The organism is Corynebacterium oculi (assembly GCF_001412105.1).
GTDB classification, from domain to species: Bacteria; Actinomycetota; Actinomycetes; order Mycobacteriales; family Mycobacteriaceae; genus Corynebacterium; species Corynebacterium oculi.
In genome coordinates, this window is sequence record NZ_LKST01000002.1 from 693,141 (window position 1) to 713,360 (window position 20,220).

Consider the following 20,220-nt stretch of genomic DNA (forward strand, 5'->3'; position numbering starts at 1 on the left):
ATGGCGTGCTAAGCCGTGCCACTACGCGTGGGCGAGGAACCGGGAAAAACGCGCGTGAACACCGAGAATGATCCACCGAAGCTCATAGAAGGTTCCCTCTACAACGAGGTACCCCTGCCTTCCCGAGGCGGAGGTGACAATAAGACGAGGAACGCCGAGCAGGCGGGGCAATCGGGGGAGAACCCCGGGGTAAGCGGATCGGCCAGCGCGGCCGGTTCCGCGCAGGCCTCCGGCCAGACCTCGGCCCAGGCGCACTCCGATGCCGCCGAGGGAGACGCGGAGGCGGCCGCTGCGGAGGCCGCGGCGGCGCGGGATTACCAGAATCCCGATTCCGATTCCTCTTATGCCTCGCAGACGGAGATCGCCGCCGGCAGCACCAGGGCGGGCGCCTCGGGATTCTCGGCGGCGGACGTCAATGATGAGGACAAGGTGGGCTTCGGCGCCACCAGCCTGAGCACCACGGCGATGGGCGAGCAGGAACAGGAAAGCGCCTCCTGGGGCATCCCAGAGGACTCCGTGGCCCTGGGCGATGCCGAGGACCCCTCCGAGGAGGACTCCACCGAGGAGGGCGAGGAGGACCCGGAGGCCATCCGGGAAAACGCCGAGGAGGAAGAGGAACGCAAGAAGAAGCGCCGCCGCACCCTACTGACGCTCCTGGCCCTGCTGTTGCTGCTGCTCCTGATCTTCGTGGGGTGCCGCTCGGTCTTTGGCGCCGGGGATTCCTCCAATGATTCCGAGCTCACCGCCGCCGACGTGCAGCCGGTGTCCACCGACGGCATCGTCAACCGCATCGCCGTGTCCGGCACCATCGAGCCGGATAAGACGGAGACCATCTCCGCCCCGGCCGCCGCCAAGGTGGAGAAGATCGAGGTGGCCGTGGGCGATCGCGTGGAGCCCGATCAGGTGGTGGCCACGCTCAACACCGAGGATCTCGACGAGCAGCTGGCCGAGGCCGAGAAGCACGCCGACGCGGTGCGCAAGGAGGGCGACGCCGCCGTGGCCGCCGCCGAGAAGGAATACGAGCGCTTCAAGGCCGAGGCCGCGCGCGGCAACGCCACCATCATCTACGGCGGCACCGAATACACCCTGGATCAGGCCCGATCCAACCCGGAGATCGAGCCCGAGGCCCTTCAGCAGGCCCTGGCCGAGGCCAACGTGGTGGACACCGGCGTGACCCAGAAGGATGTGGACGCCCAGGCCAAGGTGGTGCGCGATACCCGCAAGAGCGCGGATGACGCGGACAAGGAGGCCGAGAAGGCCGTGGATAAGCTGCGCGAGCAGATCGACGACGCCTCCGTGAAGGCCAGCATCGCCGGCGTGGTCACGGACATCAAGGCCAAGGAGGGGCAGACCGCCGAGGGCGCCATGCTCACCGTGGCCGATGACTCCGCCTTCAAGCTGCGCGGCGAGGTCAAGGAGACGGACATCGACAAGGTGGCCGAGGGCTCCCCGGTGACCTTCACCACGCCCGCGACCGGAGAGCAGGAGTTCACCGGCGAGGTCGTCTCCGTGTCCCCCGTGGCCGGCAACGGCACCGTGCAGGAGGATGCCTCCAGCTCCTCCGGCTCTCCCGCCTCCGGCGCCAAGGTGACCTTCCCCGTGGAGATCGCCGTGACCGGCGATACCGAGGGCCTGCGCATGGGTGCTTCCGCCCGCGCCAAGATCCTCCAGGAGATCGCCAAGGACACCATGACGGTGCCCGCCGAGGCGGTGTACCCCTCCGATAACGGGAATGAAGTGGTGCTGGTGGTTTCCCGCGATTCCCGCGTGGTGGAGCGCGAGGTGCAGACCGGCGAGACGGACGGCTACCTCGTCGCCGTCACCGGCGGGGACCTCAAGGCCTCCGACCAGGTGATCCTGCAACCGTTCAACTACCAGGATCTTGAGGGCAAGAAGGTGACCGTCTCCACCGGGGCCGCCTTCGTCGAGTAACTTTCATGCCCCGTCGCCTCCGTCCCCGCGCCCGGAACATTACGCACCGGCGCGGGAGGGGGCGGCGGGGTTGGGTTGGTTTAGGGCAGTAGGAAGAAAAGCGGAGGACAGGAAAAGCACCCTCATGGCAGAACAGCAGCGCAGCCTGATCGAGTTACGCTCGATCGTGAAAACCTTTAATCAGGGCTCCCCGAATGAACTGACGGTGCTCCACGGCATTGATCTTTCGGTGCGCCGCGGAGAGTTTCTTTCCGTGGTGGGTTCCTCCGGCTCCGGCAAGTCCACGCTGATGAACATCATCGGCCTGCTGGATCGCCCCACCTTGGGCGGGTACTGGCTGGGCGGCACCAACGTGCTGGACTCGGACGATAATTCCCTGGCCCGCACCCGCGCCCAGACCATTGGCTTTGTGTTCCAGAACTTCAATCTGGTGAGCCGGATCAGCGCCCTGCGCAACGTGGAGATGCCCATGATGTACGCGGGGGTTGCGCCCCGCGAGCGCACAGCCCGGGCCAAGGAACTCCTGGGCATGGTGGGCATGGGGGATCGCATGAATCACCAGCCCGCCGAGCTCTCCGGCGGCCAGAAGCAGCGCGTGGCCATCGCTCGGGCCCTGGCCAACGATCCCGAGATTTTGCTTGCCGACGAACCCACGGGTGCCCTCGATAGCGCCACCGGCCGCATGGTCATGGATCTTTTCCACAGCCTGCACAAGGAGATGGGCCGCTCCATCGTCTTTATTACGCACAACCCAGACCTCGCGCGGGAAACGGATCGCATCATCACCCTGGTGGACGGCCGCGTGGAGATTAACTCAGGGGGTTACCTGTGAGCACTATGGAAGCTATCCGCCTAGCCCTGGGCAGCATGCGCACGAACAAGCTGCGCTCCCTGCTCACGCTCCTGGGCATCATCATCGGCATCGCCTCGGTGATTACCATTCAGACCATCGGCGCGGCCATGAAGAGCGAGACCACCGAGGGGCTTTCCCGCCTGGGCGCCAGCGACCTCCAGGTCTCCGTGCAGGAAATCCCCGACGAGGACGAGCAGCCGCTGTTCCCCGGCGCCGAGGGCGAGGAGGTGTACTACTACGGTGGTTCGGTCTCCGACGAGGAGGACGCCCTCACCCTGGACATGATTAAGGGCCTCAAGGAACGCATGGGCGACGCCATCGACGGCGTGGGCATCGGGGACATGGGTGGCCAGTCCGGCAACGTCGTCAACGACACGTCCAGCGCCTCCATCCAGATCAGCGGGGTGAACGAGGATTACCTGCGCATGACCGGCGTGGAGGTGGAGTACGGGCGCGGCATTACCGACGCCGACCTGGAAAACTCCCGCAAGGTCGTGGTGATCGGCCCCGAGGCCGTGAGCACCCTCTTCATGGGTGACGCCGCCCAGGCGCTGGGCTCCGAGGTCTCCCTGATGGTGGGCGAGGAGGAAACGCTGTTCACCGTGGTGGGCGTGTATAAGGGCGATACCAGCGGCGGGTTCTTCGGCGGTAACTTCACCATGCCCACCGCGTATATCCCCTACTCCGTGGAAAAGGACGTCACCTCCTATTCCTCCCCGCTGAGCCAGATCAGCGTGCGTCTTTCCTCGGACGCGGATCGGGATCAGGCGATGGCGGATGTGCAGTCCTACTTTGACCAGATCTACGCCAGCAACGAGGACTACATGGTGCGGGTCTCGGACTTCCAGAACCAGGTGGAGGAGGTCAATTCCGTGATTAACTCCATGTCCCTGGCGGTCTCCGCCATCGGCGGTATCTCCCTGCTGGTGGGCGGCATCGGCGTGATGAACATCATGCTGGTCACCGTCACCGAGCGCACCCGCGAGATCGGCGTGCGCAAGGCCCTGGGCGCCCGACGCCGCGACATTCGCCTTCAGTTCATCGTGGAGGCCATGATCGTCTGCCTGCTCGGCGGGCTCATCGGCGTGGTGCTCGGCGCCGCGGCCGGCATGGCGATCGCCTCCTTCGTGGGCGCCGTGGTGCTGCCCCCGCTCAGCGGCGTGCTCATCGCCCTGCTCTTCTCCATCGGCATCGGCATGTTCTTCGGCTACTACCCGGCCAACAAGGCCGCCAAGCTCAACCCCATCGAGGCGCTGAGGTACGAGTAGCTAGCCCCGCGCGATGAACGCTTCGAGGCGTTCGCGCGCGAGGTCGTCGGGAAGCTGCTCCGGCGGTGACTTCATGAGGTAGGAGGAGGCGGGCATGATCGGCCCGCCCACTCCCCTATCCAGGGCGATCTTGGCGGCGCGGAGGGCGTCGATGATGATGCCCGCGGAGTTCGGGGAGTCCCACACCTCCAGCTTGTATTCCAGGTTCAGCGGCACCCCGCCAAAGGCGGTGCCCTCCAGGCGCACGTAGGCCCACTTGCGATCGTCCAGCCACTCCACGTAGTCGGAGGGACCGATGTGCACGTTGCGGTCGCTGACCTTCCCGGCCAGGGGGCCGTCGTTCAGGTTCGAGGTCACCGCCTGGGTCTTGGAGATCTTCTTGGATTCCAGGCGCTCGCGGTCCAGCATGTTCTTAAAGTCCATGTTGCCGCCCACGTTGAGCTGCATGGTGCGATCCAGGCGCACGCCGCGCTCCTCAAAGAGCCGCGCCAGCACCCGGTGCGTGATGGTGGCCCCCACCTGGGACTTCACATCGTCACCGATGATCGGCAATCCCGCCGCCCGGAACTTCTCCGCCCACTCGGGATCGGAGGCGATGAACACCGGCAGGGCGTTGACAAAGGCCACCCGGCGTCCAGGGCGGCCTGCGCATAGGCCTTATCCGCCGCCTCCGAGCCCACGGGGAGGAAGGACACCAGAACGTCCGCTTTGGCCTCTCGCAGAGCACTAGCGACGTCCACCGGCTCCGCCTCCGACTCCGCGATCGCCTCGCGGTAGTGGGTGCCCAGACCGTCGAGGGTGGGGCCGCGCTGCACCGTCACGCCCAGCTCGGGCACCTCCGCGATGGTGATGGTGCAATTCCGGGAGGCCCGCGTGGCGGCGGAAAGATCGTGGCCCACCTTGGCGGCGTCCACGTCAAAGGCCGCCACGAACTCAATATCGCCCACGTGGTAGTCACCGAACTGCACGTGCATGAGGCCGGGAACGCGCTCGCTGGCGGGGGTATCGCGGTAATACTCCACGCCCTGAATCAGCGAGGTGGCGCAGTTGCCCACCCCGGCGATGGCCACGCGGATTTTCTTATTTCCCATGAGGAACCTTTCTTCTTTGGGTGATGTGCGGACATGCCTGTGGGGCAGCGTAGGCCCGCGTGGAGTGCGGGGCGGGCGTTTGCGGGTGAAAAGAGCAGGTGAATCGTTCAAGGGTGTAGGATGGTGGCCCCCGGATGGGGGTATTCTTCGGGGTGGTGATGAGAAATGAGAAGAAAATTAATATCAATCCCCGCGTTTGCCGCCATCGGTGCCGCAATCTATTGCCTCATGGCGCTCTTTAACATTGATATTAGTTCCACCATCGGCTCCACGGTGCGGGTGGAGGATATTCATTTCAGCTGGAAAGAGCTGGTGATCTACACCCTCGGCGGAGCGGTGGTGGGGGCGATCCCCACGCCCTCGCAGCGCGCGCGGCGGAAACAATCCCGACGCCCGGGGCGTCGGGAGCCTGGCGATGAGTCCGGCGGTGGGCGCGGCGTACACTAAGGGCCGTGTCGCTCGGGAAAATCCTTCTGTATTACAAGTTCACGCCCATCGCGGACCCGGAGGCCGTGCGCCTCTGGCAGCGCGATCTGTGCGAGTCCCTGGGGCTGCGCGGGCGGATCCTGGTATCTCGGCACGGCATCAACGGCACCGTGGGCGGGGAGATCACCGCCTGCAAGCGCTACATCAAAAAGACCCGCGAGTACCCCGGCTTCAAGGGCATGGAGTTTAAGTGGTCGGAGGGCGGTGCGGAGGATTTTCCGCGCCTCTCGGTCAAGGCCCGGGAGGAGATCGTGGCCTTTGGCGCGCCGGAGGAACTGCGCGTGGATGAACGCGGCGTGATCGGCGGCGGGGTGCACCTTAAGCCGCACGAGGTCAACGAGCTGGTGGAAAACCGGGGCGAGGAGGTGGTGTTCTTTGACGGCCGCAACGCGATGGAGGCGCAGATCGGCAGGTTCAAAAACGCCGTGGTGCCGGACGTGCGCACCACCCATGACTTCATCGCGGAATTAGAGTCCGGCAAGTATGACGCCCTGAAGGATCGCCCCGTGGTCACCTACTGCACGGGCGGGATTCGCTGCGAGGTGCTCTCCGCGCTCATGCGCAACCGGGGCTTCAAGGAGGTGTACCAGATCGACGGCGGGATCGTCCGCTACGGCGAGGCCTACGGGAACAAGGGGCTGTGGGAGGGCTCCCTGTATGTTTTTGATCGAAGAATGACCATGAACTTTGGCATCGATCCCGCGCGCCTGGGCCGCTGCGTGCATTGCGGGGAGCACACCACCTCCTTCCGCAATTGCGCGAACGAGGAAACGTGCCGCCGCCAGGTGCTCATCTGTGATTCGTGTTGGAACGGGGAGGACGGCGGCGAGACCATCCGGTATTGTGGACGAAAAGAGTGTGCGCAGGGTAGTTAGGCTATGCTTGCTGCGTGCAGAACTTATTGGAACGCGCCACGCCCGGCGCCCTCGCGTTGTATCGCATTGCCATTGGCCTGATCTTTTTCTTCTACGGCAGCTCTCGCTTCTTCGACTGGCCGGTGGCCGGGGAGTTTGAGGCGCCCGAACTCTTTGCCTTCCCCACCTGGTGGGCGGCCTCCTGGTGATCCTGGGTCTGTTCACCCGCACGGCGGCGTTCTTCTCCTCGGGTAGCATGGCGGTGGCGTACTTCTGGATGCACCAGCCAGACGGGCTCACCCCGCTGAATAACGGCGGTGTGGCCAGCGCGTTGCTGTGTTGGGCGCTGTTTATCCTGGTGTTCGTGGGGCCGGGTGCGCTGGCCGTGGACAACCTAGTGAGGAAGAAGAAGTAATTTAGTATGCAGCGCAGGCGCGTGGCAGTGGGGTTATTGATCACCGGGCTCTTTGCGGTCTCGTTGTCTTTCGGCGCGGTGCAGCAGGGGGCGGCGTGGTTTATCCCCCTCACCCTTGTGCTTCCGGTGTCCGCGTATCTTTTCCGGGGGTGGGGGATCTGGCCCTATTTCTGTGTGCTCTACGGGGAGAGCCTTGCGCTGAGGTTGCTCTTTACCCTGGTCACTGACCCAGCAGCATTACGGAACTTTGGTCAGTGGAGCTGGCCGCTCATGATGTTTGCTCTCCTCTTATTGGGCACGTGGCTGGATAGGCAAAAAACGCAGGAAACCACGCCCTAAGCGCCCTCGGGAGGTCTATGCTGGGCGGCATGAGCATCGTGAAGATCAACGCCCTGACCGTTCCCGCCGAGTCCGCAGAGACGCTGGAGGAGCACTTTGCCGCCCGCAAGCACGCCGTGGATAAGGCTCCCGGCTTCGAGGGTTTCCAGCTGCTTCGCCCCACCGCCGGGGAGGAGCGCTACTTTGTGGTCACCTGGTGGAAGGATGAGGCCTCCTATGCCGACTGGCGCGATAACCGCGCGGCGGCCGCCCACGGGGAGGGCGAGGGGCAGGAGAAGCGGCGCCCGGCGGCCACCAAGGCGGAACTCCTGGAGTTCGAGGTGGTGCTGGATTCCCGCGAGGAGGGCTAGCACCCGTCTTGCTTATCGACGCCGCAGCCGGGGCGGCGTCGATAAGGCAAGACCCCTACCCCATCGCCCCGCCGCCCACGATGGCGTAGGGCAGCGTGGTGGTCATCCACATCATCGCGTGGGGTACGAGCACCCAAAAGACGCCCATCCAGGCCCGCCATCGGGTGTAGCGCTGTAACTTGCGCACCATGATAATCATGCAGCCGATCAGCCCGGCCACGGGCACCACGGCGGAGCCGATCCCCCACCACAGTTGCGCGGCGCGGCTGCACAGCCAGGTGGCCTCGCCGGACTCGCAGTATGGCCCGCCCAGGGCGCGGGCCATCAGGGCCAGGGCGAGCGATACCACGGCGGAGAGCAGCACCGTGCCGCCTAGCCACCACAGGGCCTGGCGGGTGGAGGCGCGATTGCGCTCGTTCTGCACGGCCGGGTCGGTGGCGCTGGCGAGGTCCTCCGGCGAGTGCGGCGCGGGGGGACGTTTGTTGGTGTAGTCGGCGTCGCTATGCAGATCGTTTTCCGGGTGCTCGGGGCGCACGGGGGGAGTCACGGGCGCACCTGAATGTCGGTGGTGTGCCCGCCCAGGGCCGCCACGATGGCCTGGGCCACCTCCGTGGTTTCCAGGTAGGACTCCGGCCGCCACTGCTCCCCCAGGGCCGCCACGATTCCGCGTTGCATGTCCGTGGCGATCCGCCCGGGGTAGATGCTGGTCACGCGGATCTCTGGTTCCTCGGCGCGCAGCGCGTCGCACCAGGCGCGGGCGGCGTGCTTGGCGGCAGAATAGGCGGACCACTGCGGCTTGGAGTGGATTCCCGCCCCGGAGTTGACGTATATCACGTGCCCCTGTGCCGCCCGCAGGGCGGGCAGCGCGCGGGCGGTCAGTTCCACCGGGGCGTGGAGGTTCACGGCGAGCGATTCCTCCCACGCGGCGCGGGGCAGGGCCTCGGTGGTTCCGATGGGGCAGATCCCGGCGCAGTGAATGAGGGCGTCGATGCGCTCGGGCAGGGGGAGCTGGCCGGGAAGCGGCTGGCGGAAATCCGCTTGCCACCACTGGGCGTCAAGGGTGTGATCGGGCTGGGAGTGGTATTGGGCGCTGAGGGTCCAGCCCGCGCGCAGGAGCAGCGCGGCCACGTCCCGGCCCACTCCCCGGCTGGCTCCGGTGATGACGGCGTGGGGCATGATTCTTCCTTTCGGGGGTGGGGTGGCCTGCGGGCAGGGCACCTATTTCTTGGGTACGGGATAGATAATCACGGGCACGCGCACGTGCGGCAGGAAATCGGTGGCGGTGCTGCCCACGAACACCCTCTCGATGGGGCCCAGCGGGTTAGATCCCAGGCAGAGTAGGTCACCCTTTTTCCATTTGAGAGCGTCCACGGCCCCCGCCCAGCCAGGGCCGCTGCCTACCTCGGACTCTAATTCGAGGTCCGGGTAGAGCGAGGCGATCCAGTCGCGCGCTCGATCCAGCATGGCCAGGGAGTGTTCGCGCCAGTCGTGGGTGAGTTCCTTGGCGAGGTTGAAGTGTCCGGCCAGGGAGACGTCCGCGATGTCGGAGGGGGAGAACGCGAGTATGCGCAGCGGCGTGCCCCAGGAGTGGGCCATCTGGGCGGCGTACTGGAGGCTGGGATCGCGGTCGGTATCCTCGGTGCCCAGGTAGGCAAAGTTCACGCGCTTGATGCCGCCCTTGGCCAGCTTGACGGAGCGGGGCGCAAGCCCCAACGCCTTGGGCGAGGAGTGCAGCAGGGCATCCGCGGTGGAGTTGGCCAGGAAGCGGCCCTTGGGGGCAGCGGCCCGGGACCCCAGGATTATCAGGTGGGCGTCAAAGTCCTCGGCGGCCTGGGTGAGCAGGGCGTGCTGGGAGGGGCCATCCATAAAGACGGAAACGTGCTTGTCCCAATGCTTGTGGTCGATCTGCGCGCGTTCCAGGGCGCGGGTGACGGCCTTGTGGCAGGCGTGCTGCTGCTTTTCCCGCCACGCGCGGTACTTCCCGCCGAGCTTTTTCAGGGAGGTGGCGGGCCAGGGCCGCAGGAACGTGGTGACCACCCGAATCCGCACGTTCGTGGTGCGGGAGAGCCAAGCGGCGAACTCGATGGAGTCCGTCCGGGGGGCGTCGGGCCGCCACGCGACGAGGATTCGCTGGGGATCGTGCGAGGCACCCGTGGAGGAATCCACGCTCAAGTCATCACCTTCCTGCGCCGTGCCCTCCGGGCCGCGAGGAACTCGGGGGGCGTAAGAGGTTACTGGGAGGAATCGGGCATGCCATACTTGCTGGCCAGGACGTTAATCACGTCCACGAACTCATCGGCGCGGCCGAGTTCCTCGGGGGAGAGCTTTTCTAACATCTCGGTGAGGTTCCGCGTGCGCTCCTCGCCCACGCGCTCTAATTCCGCCATGCCCAGATCCGTCAGGCGCACGCGCACGCCGCGCCGATCATGGGTATCGCGCAGGCGCTCCACCATGCCGCGCTGCTCTAATTGGTGCAGCGCGTTGGAAGCGGTGGGCATACGGATTCCCTCCCCCTTGGCCAGATGGCTGATCCGCGACTCGCCGTTTTCCTTCATTCGGGTCATGATGGAAAGCTGCGGCCCAGTGAGGTTGGACTGGGTCGCCATGCGGAAGTACATCACATACAGTTTGGTCAGAGCGGGGCGCACCTTTCGTGCCACCGCCTCAGGGGTGGGGGAATTCATACGCTCTACTGTAGCGCTAAAAAAGTATGCAGGCAGAAACAGTACGGGCTGTGGTCCTCGCCGGAGCCTCCGCGAGGTTTTCTCTAGGCTCTTCCCCGTGATCCAGTACCGCTATGAAGTAAGCCATCAGTGGCAGCGCCGCACGCTGCTCCAGTGCTTTCGTGCAGGTCAGGTGCCCAGGGAGGAGCTTTGCGACGCCGACTTCCTCCTGGTTACCGCCGCGCGCTTCCACGGGCAGCGCGCCGGGAGTCCCTGCCCGGTGTGCGGGGCGGAGGAACTGCGGGTGGTGCGGTGGGTGCACGGTGAGGATCTGGGGCGTCGCTCCGGCACGGCGCGCAACGAGGAGGAGATCGCGGCGCTGGTGGCCGAGCGCGGCGAGGTGACGGTGCACACGGTGGAGGTGTGCCCGGAATGTCGGTGGAATCACCTTGTCAGTTCCGCCACGGCCACGGCGGCCTCTGAGTGAGGTTTGGTGTGGGGCCCGGTTTGCGCGGCTAGTCTTGAGGGTTAGACCTGGGCCGGGTGAAGCAAGTAACCTGCATGTCAAATACACGTTCAATGATGGGGACCGTAGGTGTCAAGAGATAATAGCCAGTACGAGGAGTACGAGGACGAGTACTTCGATGAGGACGATGAGCCCAAGCGAGGCTTCCGCAAGCGTCCCATCATGTGGACTTCCCTGGGTGTGCTCACCCTGCTGATCCTCGTGCCGATCATCGGGTTCATGGCGGCCTACATCATGGCTAAGGTGCCCGAGCCGGAGGAACTCTCCGCCAAGCAGGTATCGCAGATCTTCACCTCGGATTCCTCCGAGGAGCTAGCGCGGATCGTGCCTCCGGACGGCAACCGCCAGCAGATTCCCTACGATCAGATCCCCGAGGGCATGCGCAACGCCGTGCTCGCGGCGGAGGATCGAGAGTTCTGGACCAACCCCGGGTTCTCCATCACCGGCTTTGGTCGCGCCGTGCTGGGGCAGCTGCGCGGGGACAGCTCCGCCGGCGGCGGCTCCACCATCACCCAGCAGTACGTGAAGAACATGCTGGTGGGTAACGAGCACTCCGTGGAGCGCAAGCTGCGGGAGTTGGTGTACTCCACCAAGATGGCTAATGAATGGTCCAAGGAAGAGGTGCTCTCCGCGTACCTCAACACCGTGTACTTTGGCCGCAACGCCTACGGCGTGGAGTCCGCCGCCCAGGCATACTTTGGCAAGCACGCGGCGGAACTCACCCCGGAGGAGGCCGCCGTGCTGGCGGCCGCCATCCAGCGCCCCAGCCAGCTCGATCCGTGGGTGAACCGCTCGGAATCCGAGTTGCGCTGGAACTACGTGCTCGACGGCATGGTGGAGATCGGCGGCATGACCGCCCAGGAGCGCGCGAACGCCGTGTACCCGGAGACCACCGATCCCGCCTCGTATAGCGCCTATACCGAGGCCGATGGCACCAACGGCATGATTAAGAATCAGGTGATAGCGGAGCTGGAGAACCTCGGCATCACCGAGCAGGACGTGACCACCCGCGGCCTCAAGGTCACCACCACCATCGATAAGCAGGCCCAGGAGGCCACCGTGAACGCGGTGCACAATAACCTCCAGGGCGAGCAGGAGAACGTGCGCACCGCCGCCGTCTCCGTGGAACCGGCCACCGGCGCGGTGCGCGCCTACTACGGCGGTGAGGACGCCCACGGCTGGGACTACGCCAATGCCGGCCTGCAAACTGGCTCCACCTTCAAGATCTTTGGCCTGGCCGCCGCCCTGCAACAGGGAATCCCGCTGTCCACCGGCTATTCCTCCGATCCGGTGACGCTGCCCGGCGGCATCACGGTGAACAATGTGGAGGGCTTTAGCTGCGGCTTCTGCTCCATCAAGGACGCGCTGAAGTACTCCCACAACACCAGCTTCATCCGCCTGCAAAACGATCTGACCAACGGCACCCAGGACACCGCCGATATGGCGCACGCCCTGGGCATCGAGCGCTCCCTGCCGGGCATTCCCCAGACCCTCACGGAAAACGGGGAGCAGCCCTACGAGGGCATCGTGCTGGGTCAGTACCAGTCCCGTCCGCTCGACATGGCCGTGGCCGTGGCTACGCTGACCAACCGCGGCGTGTGGCAGCAGCCCCACTTCGTGCAAAAGGTGGAAACCGCCAACGGCGAGGTGCTCTACGAGCGCGAGGGTCAGGAGGGCGAGCGCCGCGTGAACGAGGTGGTGGCCGATAACGTGATCGACGCCATGCAGCCCATCGCGGCCTACTCCAACGGTAAGACCCTGGCCGGGGGCCGTCCCTCCGCCTCCAAGACGGGCACCACCCAGTTGGGCGACACCGGCTACAACAAGGACGCCTGGATGGTGGGCTCCACCCCGCAGCTGGCCACCGCCGTGTGGGTGGGCACCGAGGACAACTCCCCGCTGCTCAACGCCTGGGGCGGTTCCATGTACGGTTCCGGCCTGCCCACGGACATCTGGAAGGCCACTCTCGACGGCGCCCTTGAGGGACGGGACTTCGAGGACTTCGCCCCGGCGGGCCCGATCACCTGGGGCACGGGAGCGTATGGCGGCGGCTATGCCGCGCCGGGCACGGTGACGGATTCTTCCTCTTCTTCCTGGAGCGATACCTCCGGCTCCACCACCTCGGGCACGGGGACGGCTGGCACCAATGACCCGGGCACCGAGCAAGAGGCCGTGGGAGACTCCCCGGCGCCGCAGCCCGCTCCGGAGGCACCCGCCCCCTCCCCGGCGCAGCCCGCGTCGCCCGCTCCCGCGCCCCAACCGGCTCCCGCCGAGCAACCCGCTCCGGGCCCCAACCCGCAGGATTACAACCAGGGCGGAGACATAGATATCCTGCCCAACGAGGTCGGGGAACTCTTGGGGCTATAAACCTGGGGAGAAGAGATTAACCGTGCCGTATTCCCCTGATTCTCCCCGCGCCGTCGATCGCGTCTCGCCGGCGCGTACCGAGCCGCTGGCGGCCGGTGTGATCGAGCGCCTGGGCGGCCCGGTGGGGCGGTTCGGGCGGGTGGGAAACCAACCCTGGTGGACGCCGCTGCGCGTGCTGATCGCCCTGGGCATGACCTTCCTCTCCCTGGGGTACCTTTCCAAGGCGCATTGCCTGCACGGTGTCGCTAGCGAGGGGGAGGTCACCCTCAACTGGTCGGGCAACCGCCAATACATGTCCGCCTGTTATAGCGATATTGCGGGTACGTACGGCACCGTCCACGCCGAGGGCGTGGGCAATCCCTTTGCCGCCCGCGTGGCAACGGAGCCCGTGCTCACCTCCCTGTTTCAGTGGCTGTTGGGGGCGCTGAGCGATCTCACGTATCCGCTTATCCGTGCCCTCCCGGTCGCCGTCGCCCCGGCGGCGTGGTACTTCATGCTTACCGCCGTGGCACTCGGCGGCCTGTGGATCATCACCCTGCGCCTGCTGTTTGACGTGGCGGGCAATCGCCCGTGGGATCTGGTGCTGGTGGCGGCCTCTCCCCTACTCATCGTGTATGTGTTCCACGGCTGGGAGGTGCTCTCGGTGGCCGCGCTGGCGGCGGCCCTGCGCGCGGTACGCTATCGACGCCCCGCGCGCGCCGGTATCTGGGTGGGGCTCGGCGCGGCGTGCCAGGGGTGGCCGATCCTGCTGTTGGTGGCGCTTCTGCTCCTCGCGGCGCGGGCGAAGAGCCGGGCGCAGTGGGTCTTTCTGCGCCGGGCCGCCGGCGCGGCCGGGGCAACCTGGCTGGCCATCAGCCTCCCCGTGGCGGTGCTTTATCCCCAGGCCTGGTTGGACTCGTATCGCACCCTGTTGGGCCGGGAGGCGGGCTGGGGCACCCTGTATCACCTCGTGGGCGAGGCCTTGGGCGCGGCATTCCCCCCGGTGGCGCTGAGCGTGTTGGTGCCGGGCCTGTGGGCGGTGGCGGTGCTGATCGTGGCGCAGTGGGTCATCTCCGCCGCCCGCCCGCCACGCCTGGCGGAGGTGCTTTTTCTCCTTATCGCCGTGACGCTCCTTGTTAGCAGGCAGTGGTTGCCTCAGCAGTCCTTGTGGCTGCTTGTTCCGGCCGTGCTGGCCCTGCCCCGGTGGCGGTGGTTGCTGGGGTGGATGGGATTAGAGTTTCTGGTGTTTCCAGCCACCATGCTCTACAGCGGGGCCGAGGACGCCAATGCCCTGCCGCTGTGGCTCTTTGCGGTGCTCATCTTGGTGCGCGGCGGGGCGGTTACCGCCCTGGTGGTGCAGGTGGTGCAGCAGATCAAGGGTCAGCGCGAGGATAAGGTGTATGCGGCGCAGCGCGGCGTTGATCCGTTGCTGCCGTGGCGGGAGGATTCTGCGGCGGAGGTGGTGGGGGTGAACCGACCATGAGCATGACGTGGGTGCTGGTCACCATGATGAGCGTGTTTGCCGGGTTTTTGTGCATCCTGGGGGCCTTTGCCAGCTTCATGTATAAGAAGCCTGCGGCCTTGACCTGGGCGTTGGGCGGGGCGGCGTTGGTTCTAGTCACGGTGATTCCGGTGGCGATCGCGGTGTTCTATGCGGCGGGAACAAACGTCTAGGAGCCGCCGGGGGCGTTCGCTTTTTAGCTGGCAGTGCGCTATCTTTGAAAGGTTGCTTGACGCAACGACCCTCCTGCCACACCCACGAGGGGTGTAGCCGAATATCAATTACTAGACCATAGGAGGTGATGAGGTCCGTGCGTCACTACGAAATCATGGTCATCCTGGATCCCACTCAGGATGCACGCACCGCAGCCCCGTCCCTGGAGAAGTTCCTCGACGTGGTTCGCAAGGAAAACGGCACCGTTGAAAAGGTCGATGTGTGGGGCAAGCGCCGCTTGGCCTACCCGATCGACAAGAAGGAAGAGGGCGTGTACGTCGTCATCAACCTTGAGTGCGAGTCCAGCACCGTCAATGAGGTTGATCGTCTCCTGAACCTCAACGACAACATTCTGCGTACGAAGGTTCTGCGCACCGACAAGTAAGAGTGGATAGAATCTCGGGTAAGACCGGGGGGCTGGCTTGATGTGGCCCCGTGGCCGCCGTTGATCGCACAAGAAAGGTGAAGCAGTATGGCACAGGGAGATACCAACATTACGGTCGTGGGCAATTGCGTCAACGATCCCGAACTGCGGTTCACGGCCTCGGGCGCCGCAGTGGCTAATTTCCGTGTGGCCTCCACCCCCCGCCGGTTCAACTCTCAGACGAACCAGTGGGAGGACGGCGAGGCGCTGTTTTTGACCTGCAACGTGTGGCGGCAGGCCGCCGAGAACGTAGCGGAGACCATCTCCAAGGGTATGCGGATCATCGTGACCGGGCGTTTGCGCCAGCGTTCCTATCAGAACCGTGAGGGTGAAAACCGCACGGTCTATGAGATCGAGGTCGATGAGGTCGGCCCCTCCCTCCGCTACGCTTCCGCCCAGGTGAACCGCAATCCCCGCGAGGGCGGCGGCAACCGAGGCGGGCAGCCCGGCGGCGGCTTTGGCGGCAACTACGGAGGCCAGCAGGGCAACCAGGGTGGCTTCGGTGGCTCCCAGCCCCAGCAGCAGCCGATGGGTGGCGGTAACTCCGCCCCGGCTAACGATCCCTGGAATTCCGCACCCCCCGCCGGTGGTTTCGGCGGGGCGGACGACGAGCCCCCGTTCTGATCTCAGAGATCCTTTCCACACCATCCTCTTTTCAACAACGAAAGGCAGGGATCATGAAACTGATCCTCACCGCTGCCGTTGAGAACCTCGGTGTCGCTGGCGACATCGTTGAGGTTAAGGACGGCTACGGACGCAACTACCTGCTTCCGCGCGGCCTGGCCATCGTGGCTACCCGCGGTGCTGAGAAGCAGATCGAGGGCATCAAGCGTGCCCAGGAGGCTCGCGCGATCCGCGACCTCGACCACGCCCGTGAGATCCGCGAGCAGCTTGACACCCTGGAGGGCGTGACGGTTTCCGTGCGCACCTCGGACAAGGGCAAGCTCTTCGGCTCCGTGAAGGCCGATGACATCGTGAGCGCCGTGAAGAAGGCCGGTGGCCCGAACCTGGACAAGCGCGTGATCGAGCTTCCGAAGAACCTGGTCAAGACGACCGGCAAGTACCGCGTGAAGGCGCAGCTGCACAAGGATATTGCGGCTAATGTGAACTTTGAGGTCGTCTCCGCGTAAACCACGCGGCAGACGGCGGCCAGCCCCCGGAATCCTCCGGCTAGGGCGTGGCCCAACGACAACAGCACACCGACGGCCCCCGTCTCCCCGCTCAGGGAGAGGCGCGGGGCCGTCGGTGTTTTCATCGCTCTGGGCGGCTCTCTCACCCCTGTGGATAGGTTGTGGATAACTGTGGAGAAACGGCGGGAATAAGTGCGCAGGTCAGTGCGTTGAGGGCGGTCTAACAGAGCCCGGGAGGCGGTGTCAAATGCCCTGGTGTAACGGCGTGTCGCGGTATTTTCTCAGAAACATTGTCCGCGAAAATCCCTCTGAACTGTGTATATGTCTATTTCCTGTGGTGGAACTGGCGGAAGTATGGGCCATGCTTCTCGGGTTTGTGCACAGCCGGAGGCGGGGCCGGTGGATAAGTCCCCCGGTTATCCACAGGCCCTGTGGATAACCTAGTGTCCCGCGCTGTGAATGGCCCACGATTGTGGGTAGATTATGGGGAACAAAGAGCCCCCGTAAGCCCGTCAGAAAGGCCCGCTCCATGCCCAGCACTCCCCTAGAGGATTACGCCCTCCTCTCCGATCAGTCCACGGCGGCCCTGGTCTCCCGCGAGGGGTCCATTGATTGGCTCTGCCTCCCCCGCTTCGATTCCGGGGCGCTTTTTACCGCCTTGTTGGGCGATCCCTCGGATGGGCGCTGGAAGTTGGCGGTGCGCGGCGGCGAGGTGACGGGGCGTCGATACGTGGGCAGCACCTTTATCCTGGAAACGTTGTGGGAATCGCCCACCGGTACCGCCCGGGTGTTGGACTTTATGACTCCGCACAACGGCAAGGCGGATCTGATCCGGCGGGTGGAGTGCCTTAGCGGCACGGTGGACGTGGTGATGGATCTGCGGATCAGCTTCAATTACGCCCGGGTGAAGCCCTGGTTCCGGTGGATCGAGGTGCCGGGCACCGGGGAGCAGGGGTTGTTGTGCACGGGCGGCCCGGAGGGCCTGCTGCTGGCGGGGGCCGAGATCACCCCGAACACGGAGGCCGAGGCGTATGACGCCGATGCGATCGGCGGCAGCGTTTCTCTGAGCGCCGGGCAGCGCGCGGATTGGTCGTTGACGTGGTTTAAGCCCTGGGATCCGGTGCCGGAGCCGGAGGACTCCGATGTGGCCTTGGCGGCGGCGGAGGACTTCTGGGGTGACTGGATCGAGCGCCTGGACGTGGGCGCGCACACGCACTCCCAGGTGGAGCGCTCCCTCCTGGTGCTGCGCGCACTCACCCACACGGAAACCGGCGGTATCGTTGCGGCCCCCACGGCCTCGCTGCCGGAGTCCTTTGGCGGCAGCCGCAACTGGGATTATCGCTACACGTGGCTTCGCGACGCCGCCCTCACCGTGGAGGTCATGGTGGCGCACGGTTTGATTAAGGGCGCGACGGCCTGGCGGAATTGGCTGCTGCGCGCGGTAGCGGGCGATCCCGCGAAGTTGCAGATCATGTACGGCCTGGGCGGTGAGCGAGAACTGCCGGAAAAGGAGCTGCCGCACCTGCGAGGCTACGAGGATTCCCGCCCGGTGCGCATCGGCAACGGCGCGGCGGATCAGTACCAGGCGGACGTGGTGGGTGAGGTCATGCTGGCGCTGGCGGCGCTGCGCGACGCGGGATATAAGGATTCCGATTATTCCTGGGCCTTGCAGGTCAAGCTGCTGGATTATGTGATGGAGCACTATGAGGATCGGGATCACGGCATCTGGGAAATGCGCGGTGACCTGCACTATTTCACGCATGGCCGGGTGATGATGTGGGCCTCCTTCAATGAGGCGATCCGCGCGGTGGAGCAACACGGCTACGAGGGCGATGTGGATACCTGGACGCGATACCGGGATCGGCTCCGCGCGGAGATCATGGAGGGGGGATGGAACGAGGAACTGGGTACCTTCACCCAGACCTACGGCAGCAGCGAGGTGGATGCCTCCCTCCTGCAACTGCCGCACACGGGGTTCATCGCCGCCGATGACCCCAAGATGCTCAGCACCGTGGCCCGCATCGAGAAGGACCTGGTGGACCAGCACGGCCTGGTGTATCGGTACCGCACCGTGGAGAGCGGGGGGATCGACGGCCTAGAGGGCGAGGAATACCCCTTCATGATGTGCGCCTTTTGGCTGGTGGAGCAGTACGCGGCCGCGGGTAGGCTGGCGGAGGCCAAGGAGAAGTTCGAGATGCTGTGCGGGCTGGCCACGGATTTGGGCCTGCTGGCGGAGGAGTATGATCCCACCACGGCGCGCCTGGCGGGGAACTTCCCCCAGGCGTTCTCGCATCTTTCCCTGATCCGGGCGGCGGACGCCATTGCCCGGGCGGAGTCCGCTGCTAAGGAGGAAGCATGACGGTCGGCGTCAACGGCGCGAGCTTTGATGATGAGTACGTTCCCCCCGCGGAACCGGAGGCCCCCGAGGGGGGCGGGGAGTACCGGGGGCGCGGCGATTATCAGCGGCGCGGCGCGGCGGACGGGGGGTTCCGCCAGCCCCCGCACGATCGGGAGGCGGAGCAGGGCGTGCTCGGGGCGATGCTGCTTAGCCCCACCACGGTGCTGGACATCATCGAGGTGCTGGCCCCGGATGACTTTTATCACCCGGCGCACACGCTGATCTACCGGGCGATCATTGATCTCTTCTCGGAGAGCAAGGACATTGATCCGGTGATCGTCTCGGCGCGCCTGGAGCGCCAGAACGAGTTGGATAGGGTGGGCGGGGCGCCGTATCTGCACACGCTCATTGCCTCGGTGCCCACGGCGGCCAACGCCCGCTATTACGCGGAGATCGTGGAGGAGAAGGCCACGCTGCGCAAGCTGGTGGACGCCGGTACCCGCGTGGTGCAGTTGGGCTATGAGGGCGCGGAGGGCGCCGAGGTGGACGCCGTGGTGGACATGGCGCAGCAAGAGGTCTTTGGCATTAACCGGGATAAGTCCGCCGAGGACTACGAGGTGCTGGCGGACATCTTGCAGCCCACCATTGATGAGATTGACATGATTACCTCCAACGGCGGCCTGGCCCAGGGTATTCCCACGGGGTTCATTGATCTCGACGAACTCACCCAGGGCCTGCACGGGGGGCAGATGGTGATCGTGGCGGCCCGCCCCGGCGTGGGTAAGTCCACCCTGGCCCTGGATTTTGTGCGCTCGGCGTCGATCAAGCACAACAAGGCTGCGGTGATTTTCTCCCTGGAAATGTCCAAGACGGAGATCGTCATGCGCCTGCTTTCTGCGGAGACGGAGATCAAACTCTCCGATATGCGCTCCGGGCGCATGGACGGGGTGGCCTGGGAGAAATTGGCCAGCCGCGTGGGCCAAATCTCCGAGGCCCCGCTGTTTATCGACGACTCCTCCAACATGACCATGATGGATATTCGGGCCAAGGCTCGGCGGCTGAAGCAGAAGCACGATCTGCAATTGATCGTGGTGGATTACCTGCAATTGATGAGTTCGGGTAAGCGCGTGGAGTCGCGCCAGCAGGAGGTCTCGGAATTCTCCCGCTCGCTGAAGCTCCTGGCCAAGGAGCTGGACGTGCCGCTGGTGGCCATCTCGCAGCTCAACCGTGGGCCGGAGTCTCGCACGGATAAGCGCCCGCAGTTGGCTGATCTGCGCGAGTCCGGTTCCCTGGAGCAGGACGCGGACATCGTGATGCTGCTCTACCGCCCGGACTCTCAGGATAAGGACAATGAGCGCGCCGGGGAGGCGGACATCATTCTGGCCAAGCACCGTGGCGGCCCCATTGACACCGTGAGCGTGGCCCATCAGCTGCACTACTCGCGGTTCGTGGATATGGCGCGGGGCTAGGCCACCGAGAGCACCGAGAGGG

General features: G+C 65.3%; 22 protein-coding genes and 1 pseudogene. 18 read left to right on the forward strand and 5 right to left on the reverse strand.

Annotation, left to right across the window (positions count from 1 at the left end):
• The first annotated feature begins 54 nt into the window (after positions 1–54).
• The 3 genes from Cocul_RS07295 (at position 55) to Cocul_RS07305 (ending at position 4,053) form a co-directional block, all read left to right on the forward strand.
• On the forward strand, positions 55–1,932 hold the full coding sequence (locus Cocul_RS07295; protein ID WP_055122595.1) for an efflux RND transporter periplasmic adaptor subunit: 1,878 nt from the start codon (positions 55–57) through the stop codon (positions 1,930–1,932).
• 124 nt (positions 1,933–2,056) lie between these two features.
• Positions 2,057–2,764, forward strand: coding sequence for an ABC transporter ATP-binding protein (locus tag Cocul_RS07300; RefSeq protein WP_055122596.1), 708 nt, complete (start codon positions 2,057–2,059; stop codon positions 2,762–2,764).
• Between the two features lie 5 nt (positions 2,765–2,769).
• Positions 2,770–4,053, forward strand: coding sequence for an ABC transporter permease (locus Cocul_RS07305; protein ID WP_245622143.1), 1,284 nt, complete (start codon positions 2,770–2,772; stop codon positions 4,051–4,053).
• Here the strand turns inward: Cocul_RS07305 and Cocul_RS07310 are convergent.
• A pseudogene (locus Cocul_RS07310) lies at positions 4,054–5,144 on the reverse strand (inositol-3-phosphate synthase).
• Positions 5,145–5,372: 228 nt separating this feature from the next.
• Between Cocul_RS07310 and Cocul_RS07315 the strand changes: the two are divergent.
• From Cocul_RS07315 to Cocul_RS07335, 6 genes are read left to right on the forward strand one after another with little or no spacing between them, the layout of a single operon-like run.
• Complete coding sequence (locus Cocul_RS07315; protein ID WP_055122598.1) at positions 5,373–5,591, forward strand: hypothetical protein; 219 nt, start codon at positions 5,373–5,375, stop codon at positions 5,589–5,591.
• A 5-nt stretch (positions 5,592–5,596) separates the two neighbouring features.
• A complete protein-coding gene (trhO, locus tag Cocul_RS07320) occupies positions 5,597–6,505 on the forward strand; it encodes an oxygen-dependent tRNA uridine(34) hydroxylase TrhO (protein ID WP_055122599.1) in 909 nt (302 codons plus the stop codon).
• A gap of 14 nt (positions 6,506–6,519) precedes the next feature.
• A complete protein-coding gene (locus Cocul_RS12850) occupies positions 6,520–6,693 on the forward strand; it encodes a hypothetical protein (protein WP_245622132.1) in 174 nt (57 codons plus the stop codon).
• On the forward strand, positions 6,675–6,899 hold the full coding sequence (locus Cocul_RS12855) for a DoxX family protein (protein WP_055122600.1): 225 nt from the start codon (positions 6,675–6,677) through the stop codon (positions 6,897–6,899). Before Cocul_RS12850 ends, Cocul_RS12855 begins: the two co-directional genes overlap by 19 nt.
• A 6-nt stretch (positions 6,900–6,905) precedes the next feature.
• Entirely contained in the window at positions 6,906–7,238 is a 333-nt protein-coding gene (locus Cocul_RS07330; protein ID WP_055122601.1) for a hypothetical protein, read from the forward strand.
• 29 nt (positions 7,239–7,267) lie between these two features.
• Positions 7,268–7,588, forward strand: a complete 321-nt coding sequence (locus tag Cocul_RS07335; protein ID WP_055122675.1) for an antibiotic biosynthesis monooxygenase family protein — start codon at positions 7,268–7,270, stop codon at positions 7,586–7,588.
• Positions 7,589–7,643: 55 nt separating this feature from the next.
• Here the strand turns inward: Cocul_RS07335 and Cocul_RS07340 are convergent, their stop codons facing one another.
• Genes Cocul_RS07340 through Cocul_RS07355 form a run of 4 tightly spaced genes read right to left on the reverse strand, consistent with a single transcriptional unit; the run spans position 7,644 to position 10,272 of the window.
• Positions 7,644–8,135, reverse strand: coding sequence for a hypothetical protein (locus Cocul_RS07340; protein WP_245622133.1), 492 nt, complete (start codon positions 8,133–8,135; stop codon positions 7,644–7,646).
• On the reverse strand, positions 8,132–8,764 hold the full coding sequence (locus Cocul_RS07345) for an SDR family oxidoreductase (RefSeq protein ID WP_055122602.1): 633 nt from the start codon (positions 8,762–8,764) through the stop codon (positions 8,132–8,134). The genes Cocul_RS07340 and Cocul_RS07345 overlap by 4 nt, the downstream gene beginning before the upstream one ends.
• A gap of 42 nt (positions 8,765–8,806) precedes the next feature.
• Complete coding sequence (locus tag Cocul_RS07350) at positions 8,807–9,760, reverse strand: universal stress protein (protein WP_055122603.1); 954 nt, start codon at positions 9,758–9,760, stop codon at positions 8,807–8,809.
• A gap of 59 nt (positions 9,761–9,819) precedes the next feature.
• Positions 9,820–10,272 (reverse strand): MarR family winged helix-turn-helix transcriptional regulator, encoded by a 453-nt coding sequence (locus Cocul_RS07355; protein ID WP_055122604.1) that lies wholly within the window; start codon positions 10,270–10,272, stop codon positions 9,820–9,822.
• A 97-nt stretch (positions 10,273–10,369) separates the two neighbouring features.
• Here Cocul_RS07355 and Cocul_RS07360 point away from each other — a divergent pair, with 97 nt between their 5' ends.
• From Cocul_RS07360 to dnaB, 9 genes are all read left to right on the forward strand, one after another.
• Positions 10,370–10,738, forward strand: coding sequence for a DUF5318 family protein (locus Cocul_RS07360; RefSeq protein ID WP_055122605.1), 369 nt, complete (start codon positions 10,370–10,372; stop codon positions 10,736–10,738).
• A 201-nt stretch (positions 10,739–10,939) separates the two neighbouring features.
• Positions 10,940–13,144 carry a transglycosylase domain-containing protein gene (locus Cocul_RS07365; RefSeq protein ID WP_245622145.1) on the forward strand — a complete coding sequence of 735 codons (2,205 nt, stop codon included), beginning with the start codon at positions 10,940–10,942 and terminating at the stop codon, positions 13,142–13,144.
• A gap of 22 nt (positions 13,145–13,166) precedes the next feature.
• Entirely contained in the window at positions 13,167–14,606 is a 1,440-nt protein-coding gene (locus tag Cocul_RS07370; RefSeq protein WP_055122607.1) for a glycosyltransferase 87 family protein, read from the forward strand.
• Positions 14,603–14,797 (forward strand): hypothetical protein, encoded by a 195-nt coding sequence (locus Cocul_RS07375; RefSeq protein ID WP_055122608.1) that lies wholly within the window; start codon positions 14,603–14,605, stop codon positions 14,795–14,797. The genes Cocul_RS07370 and Cocul_RS07375 overlap by 4 nt, the downstream gene beginning before the upstream one ends.
• A gap of 137 nt (positions 14,798–14,934) precedes the next feature.
• Positions 14,935–15,222: a 30S ribosomal protein S6 gene (gene rpsF / locus Cocul_RS07380; protein WP_186337400.1), complete on the forward strand. Its 288-nt coding sequence runs from the start codon at positions 14,935–14,937 to the stop codon at positions 15,220–15,222.
• An 87-nt stretch (positions 15,223–15,309) separates the two neighbouring features.
• Positions 15,310–15,885 carry a single-stranded DNA-binding protein gene (locus tag Cocul_RS07385; RefSeq protein ID WP_055122610.1) on the forward strand — a complete coding sequence of 192 codons (576 nt, stop codon included), beginning with the start codon at positions 15,310–15,312 and terminating at the stop codon, positions 15,883–15,885.
• A gap of 53 nt (positions 15,886–15,938) precedes the next feature.
• Positions 15,939–16,391, forward strand: a complete 453-nt coding sequence (gene rplI / locus Cocul_RS07390) for a 50S ribosomal protein L9 (protein ID WP_055122611.1) — start codon at positions 15,939–15,941, stop codon at positions 16,389–16,391.
• A gap of 529 nt (positions 16,392–16,920) precedes the next feature.
• The gene (locus tag Cocul_RS07395) at positions 16,921–18,750 is read left to right on the forward strand and encodes a glycoside hydrolase family 15 protein (protein ID WP_055122612.1); all 1,830 of its coding nucleotides are present in this window, start codon (positions 16,921–16,923) and stop codon (positions 18,748–18,750) included.
• Positions 18,747–20,198: a replicative DNA helicase gene (dnaB, locus tag Cocul_RS07400; protein WP_055122613.1), complete on the forward strand. Its 1,452-nt coding sequence runs from the start codon at positions 18,747–18,749 to the stop codon at positions 20,196–20,198. The genes Cocul_RS07395 and dnaB overlap by 4 nt, the downstream gene beginning before the upstream one ends.
• Positions 20,199–20,220 lie beyond the last annotated feature (22 nt).

Excerpts from the sequence above, each read along its gene's own strand:
- Cocul_RS07300 (WP_055122596.1), top strand. The coding sequence starts at position 2,057 with ATGGCAGAACAGCAGCGCAGCCTGATCGAGTTACGCTCGATCGTGAAA.
- Cocul_RS07305 (WP_245622143.1), top strand. The coding sequence starts at position 2,770 with ATGGAAGCTATCCGCCTAGCCCTGGGCAGCATGCGCACGAACAAGCTG.
- Cocul_RS07315 (WP_055122598.1), top strand. The coding sequence starts at position 5,373 with ATGGCGCTCTTTAACATTGATATTAGTTCCACCATCGGCTCCACGGTG.
- Cocul_RS07330 (WP_055122601.1), top strand. The coding sequence starts at position 6,906 with ATGCAGCGCAGGCGCGTGGCAGTGGGGTTATTGATCACCGGGCTCTTT.
- Cocul_RS07335 (WP_055122675.1), top strand. The coding sequence starts at position 7,268 with ATGAGCATCGTGAAGATCAACGCCCTGACCGTTCCCGCCGAGTCCGCA.
- Cocul_RS07345 (WP_055122602.1), bottom strand. The coding sequence starts at position 8,764 with ATGCCCCACGCCGTCATCACCGGAGCCAGCCGGGGAGTGGGCCGGGAC.
- Cocul_RS07355 (WP_055122604.1), bottom strand. The coding sequence starts at position 10,272 with ATGAATTCCCCCACCCCTGAGGCGGTGGCACGAAAGGTGCGCCCCGCT.
- Cocul_RS07365 (WP_245622145.1), top strand. The coding sequence starts at position 10,940 with ATGTGGACTTCCCTGGGTGTGCTCACCCTGCTGATCCTCGTGCCGATC.
- Cocul_RS07375 (WP_055122608.1), top strand. The coding sequence starts at position 14,603 with ATGAGCATGACGTGGGTGCTGGTCACCATGATGAGCGTGTTTGCCGGG.
- Cocul_RS07385 (WP_055122610.1), top strand. The coding sequence starts at position 15,310 with ATGGCACAGGGAGATACCAACATTACGGTCGTGGGCAATTGCGTCAAC.
- rplI (WP_055122611.1), top strand. The coding sequence starts at position 15,939 with ATGAAACTGATCCTCACCGCTGCCGTTGAGAACCTCGGTGTCGCTGGC.
- Cocul_RS07395 (WP_055122612.1), top strand. The coding sequence starts at position 16,921 with ATGCCCAGCACTCCCCTAGAGGATTACGCCCTCCTCTCCGATCAGTCC.
- dnaB (WP_055122613.1), top strand. The coding sequence starts at position 18,747 with ATGACGGTCGGCGTCAACGGCGCGAGCTTTGATGATGAGTACGTTCCC.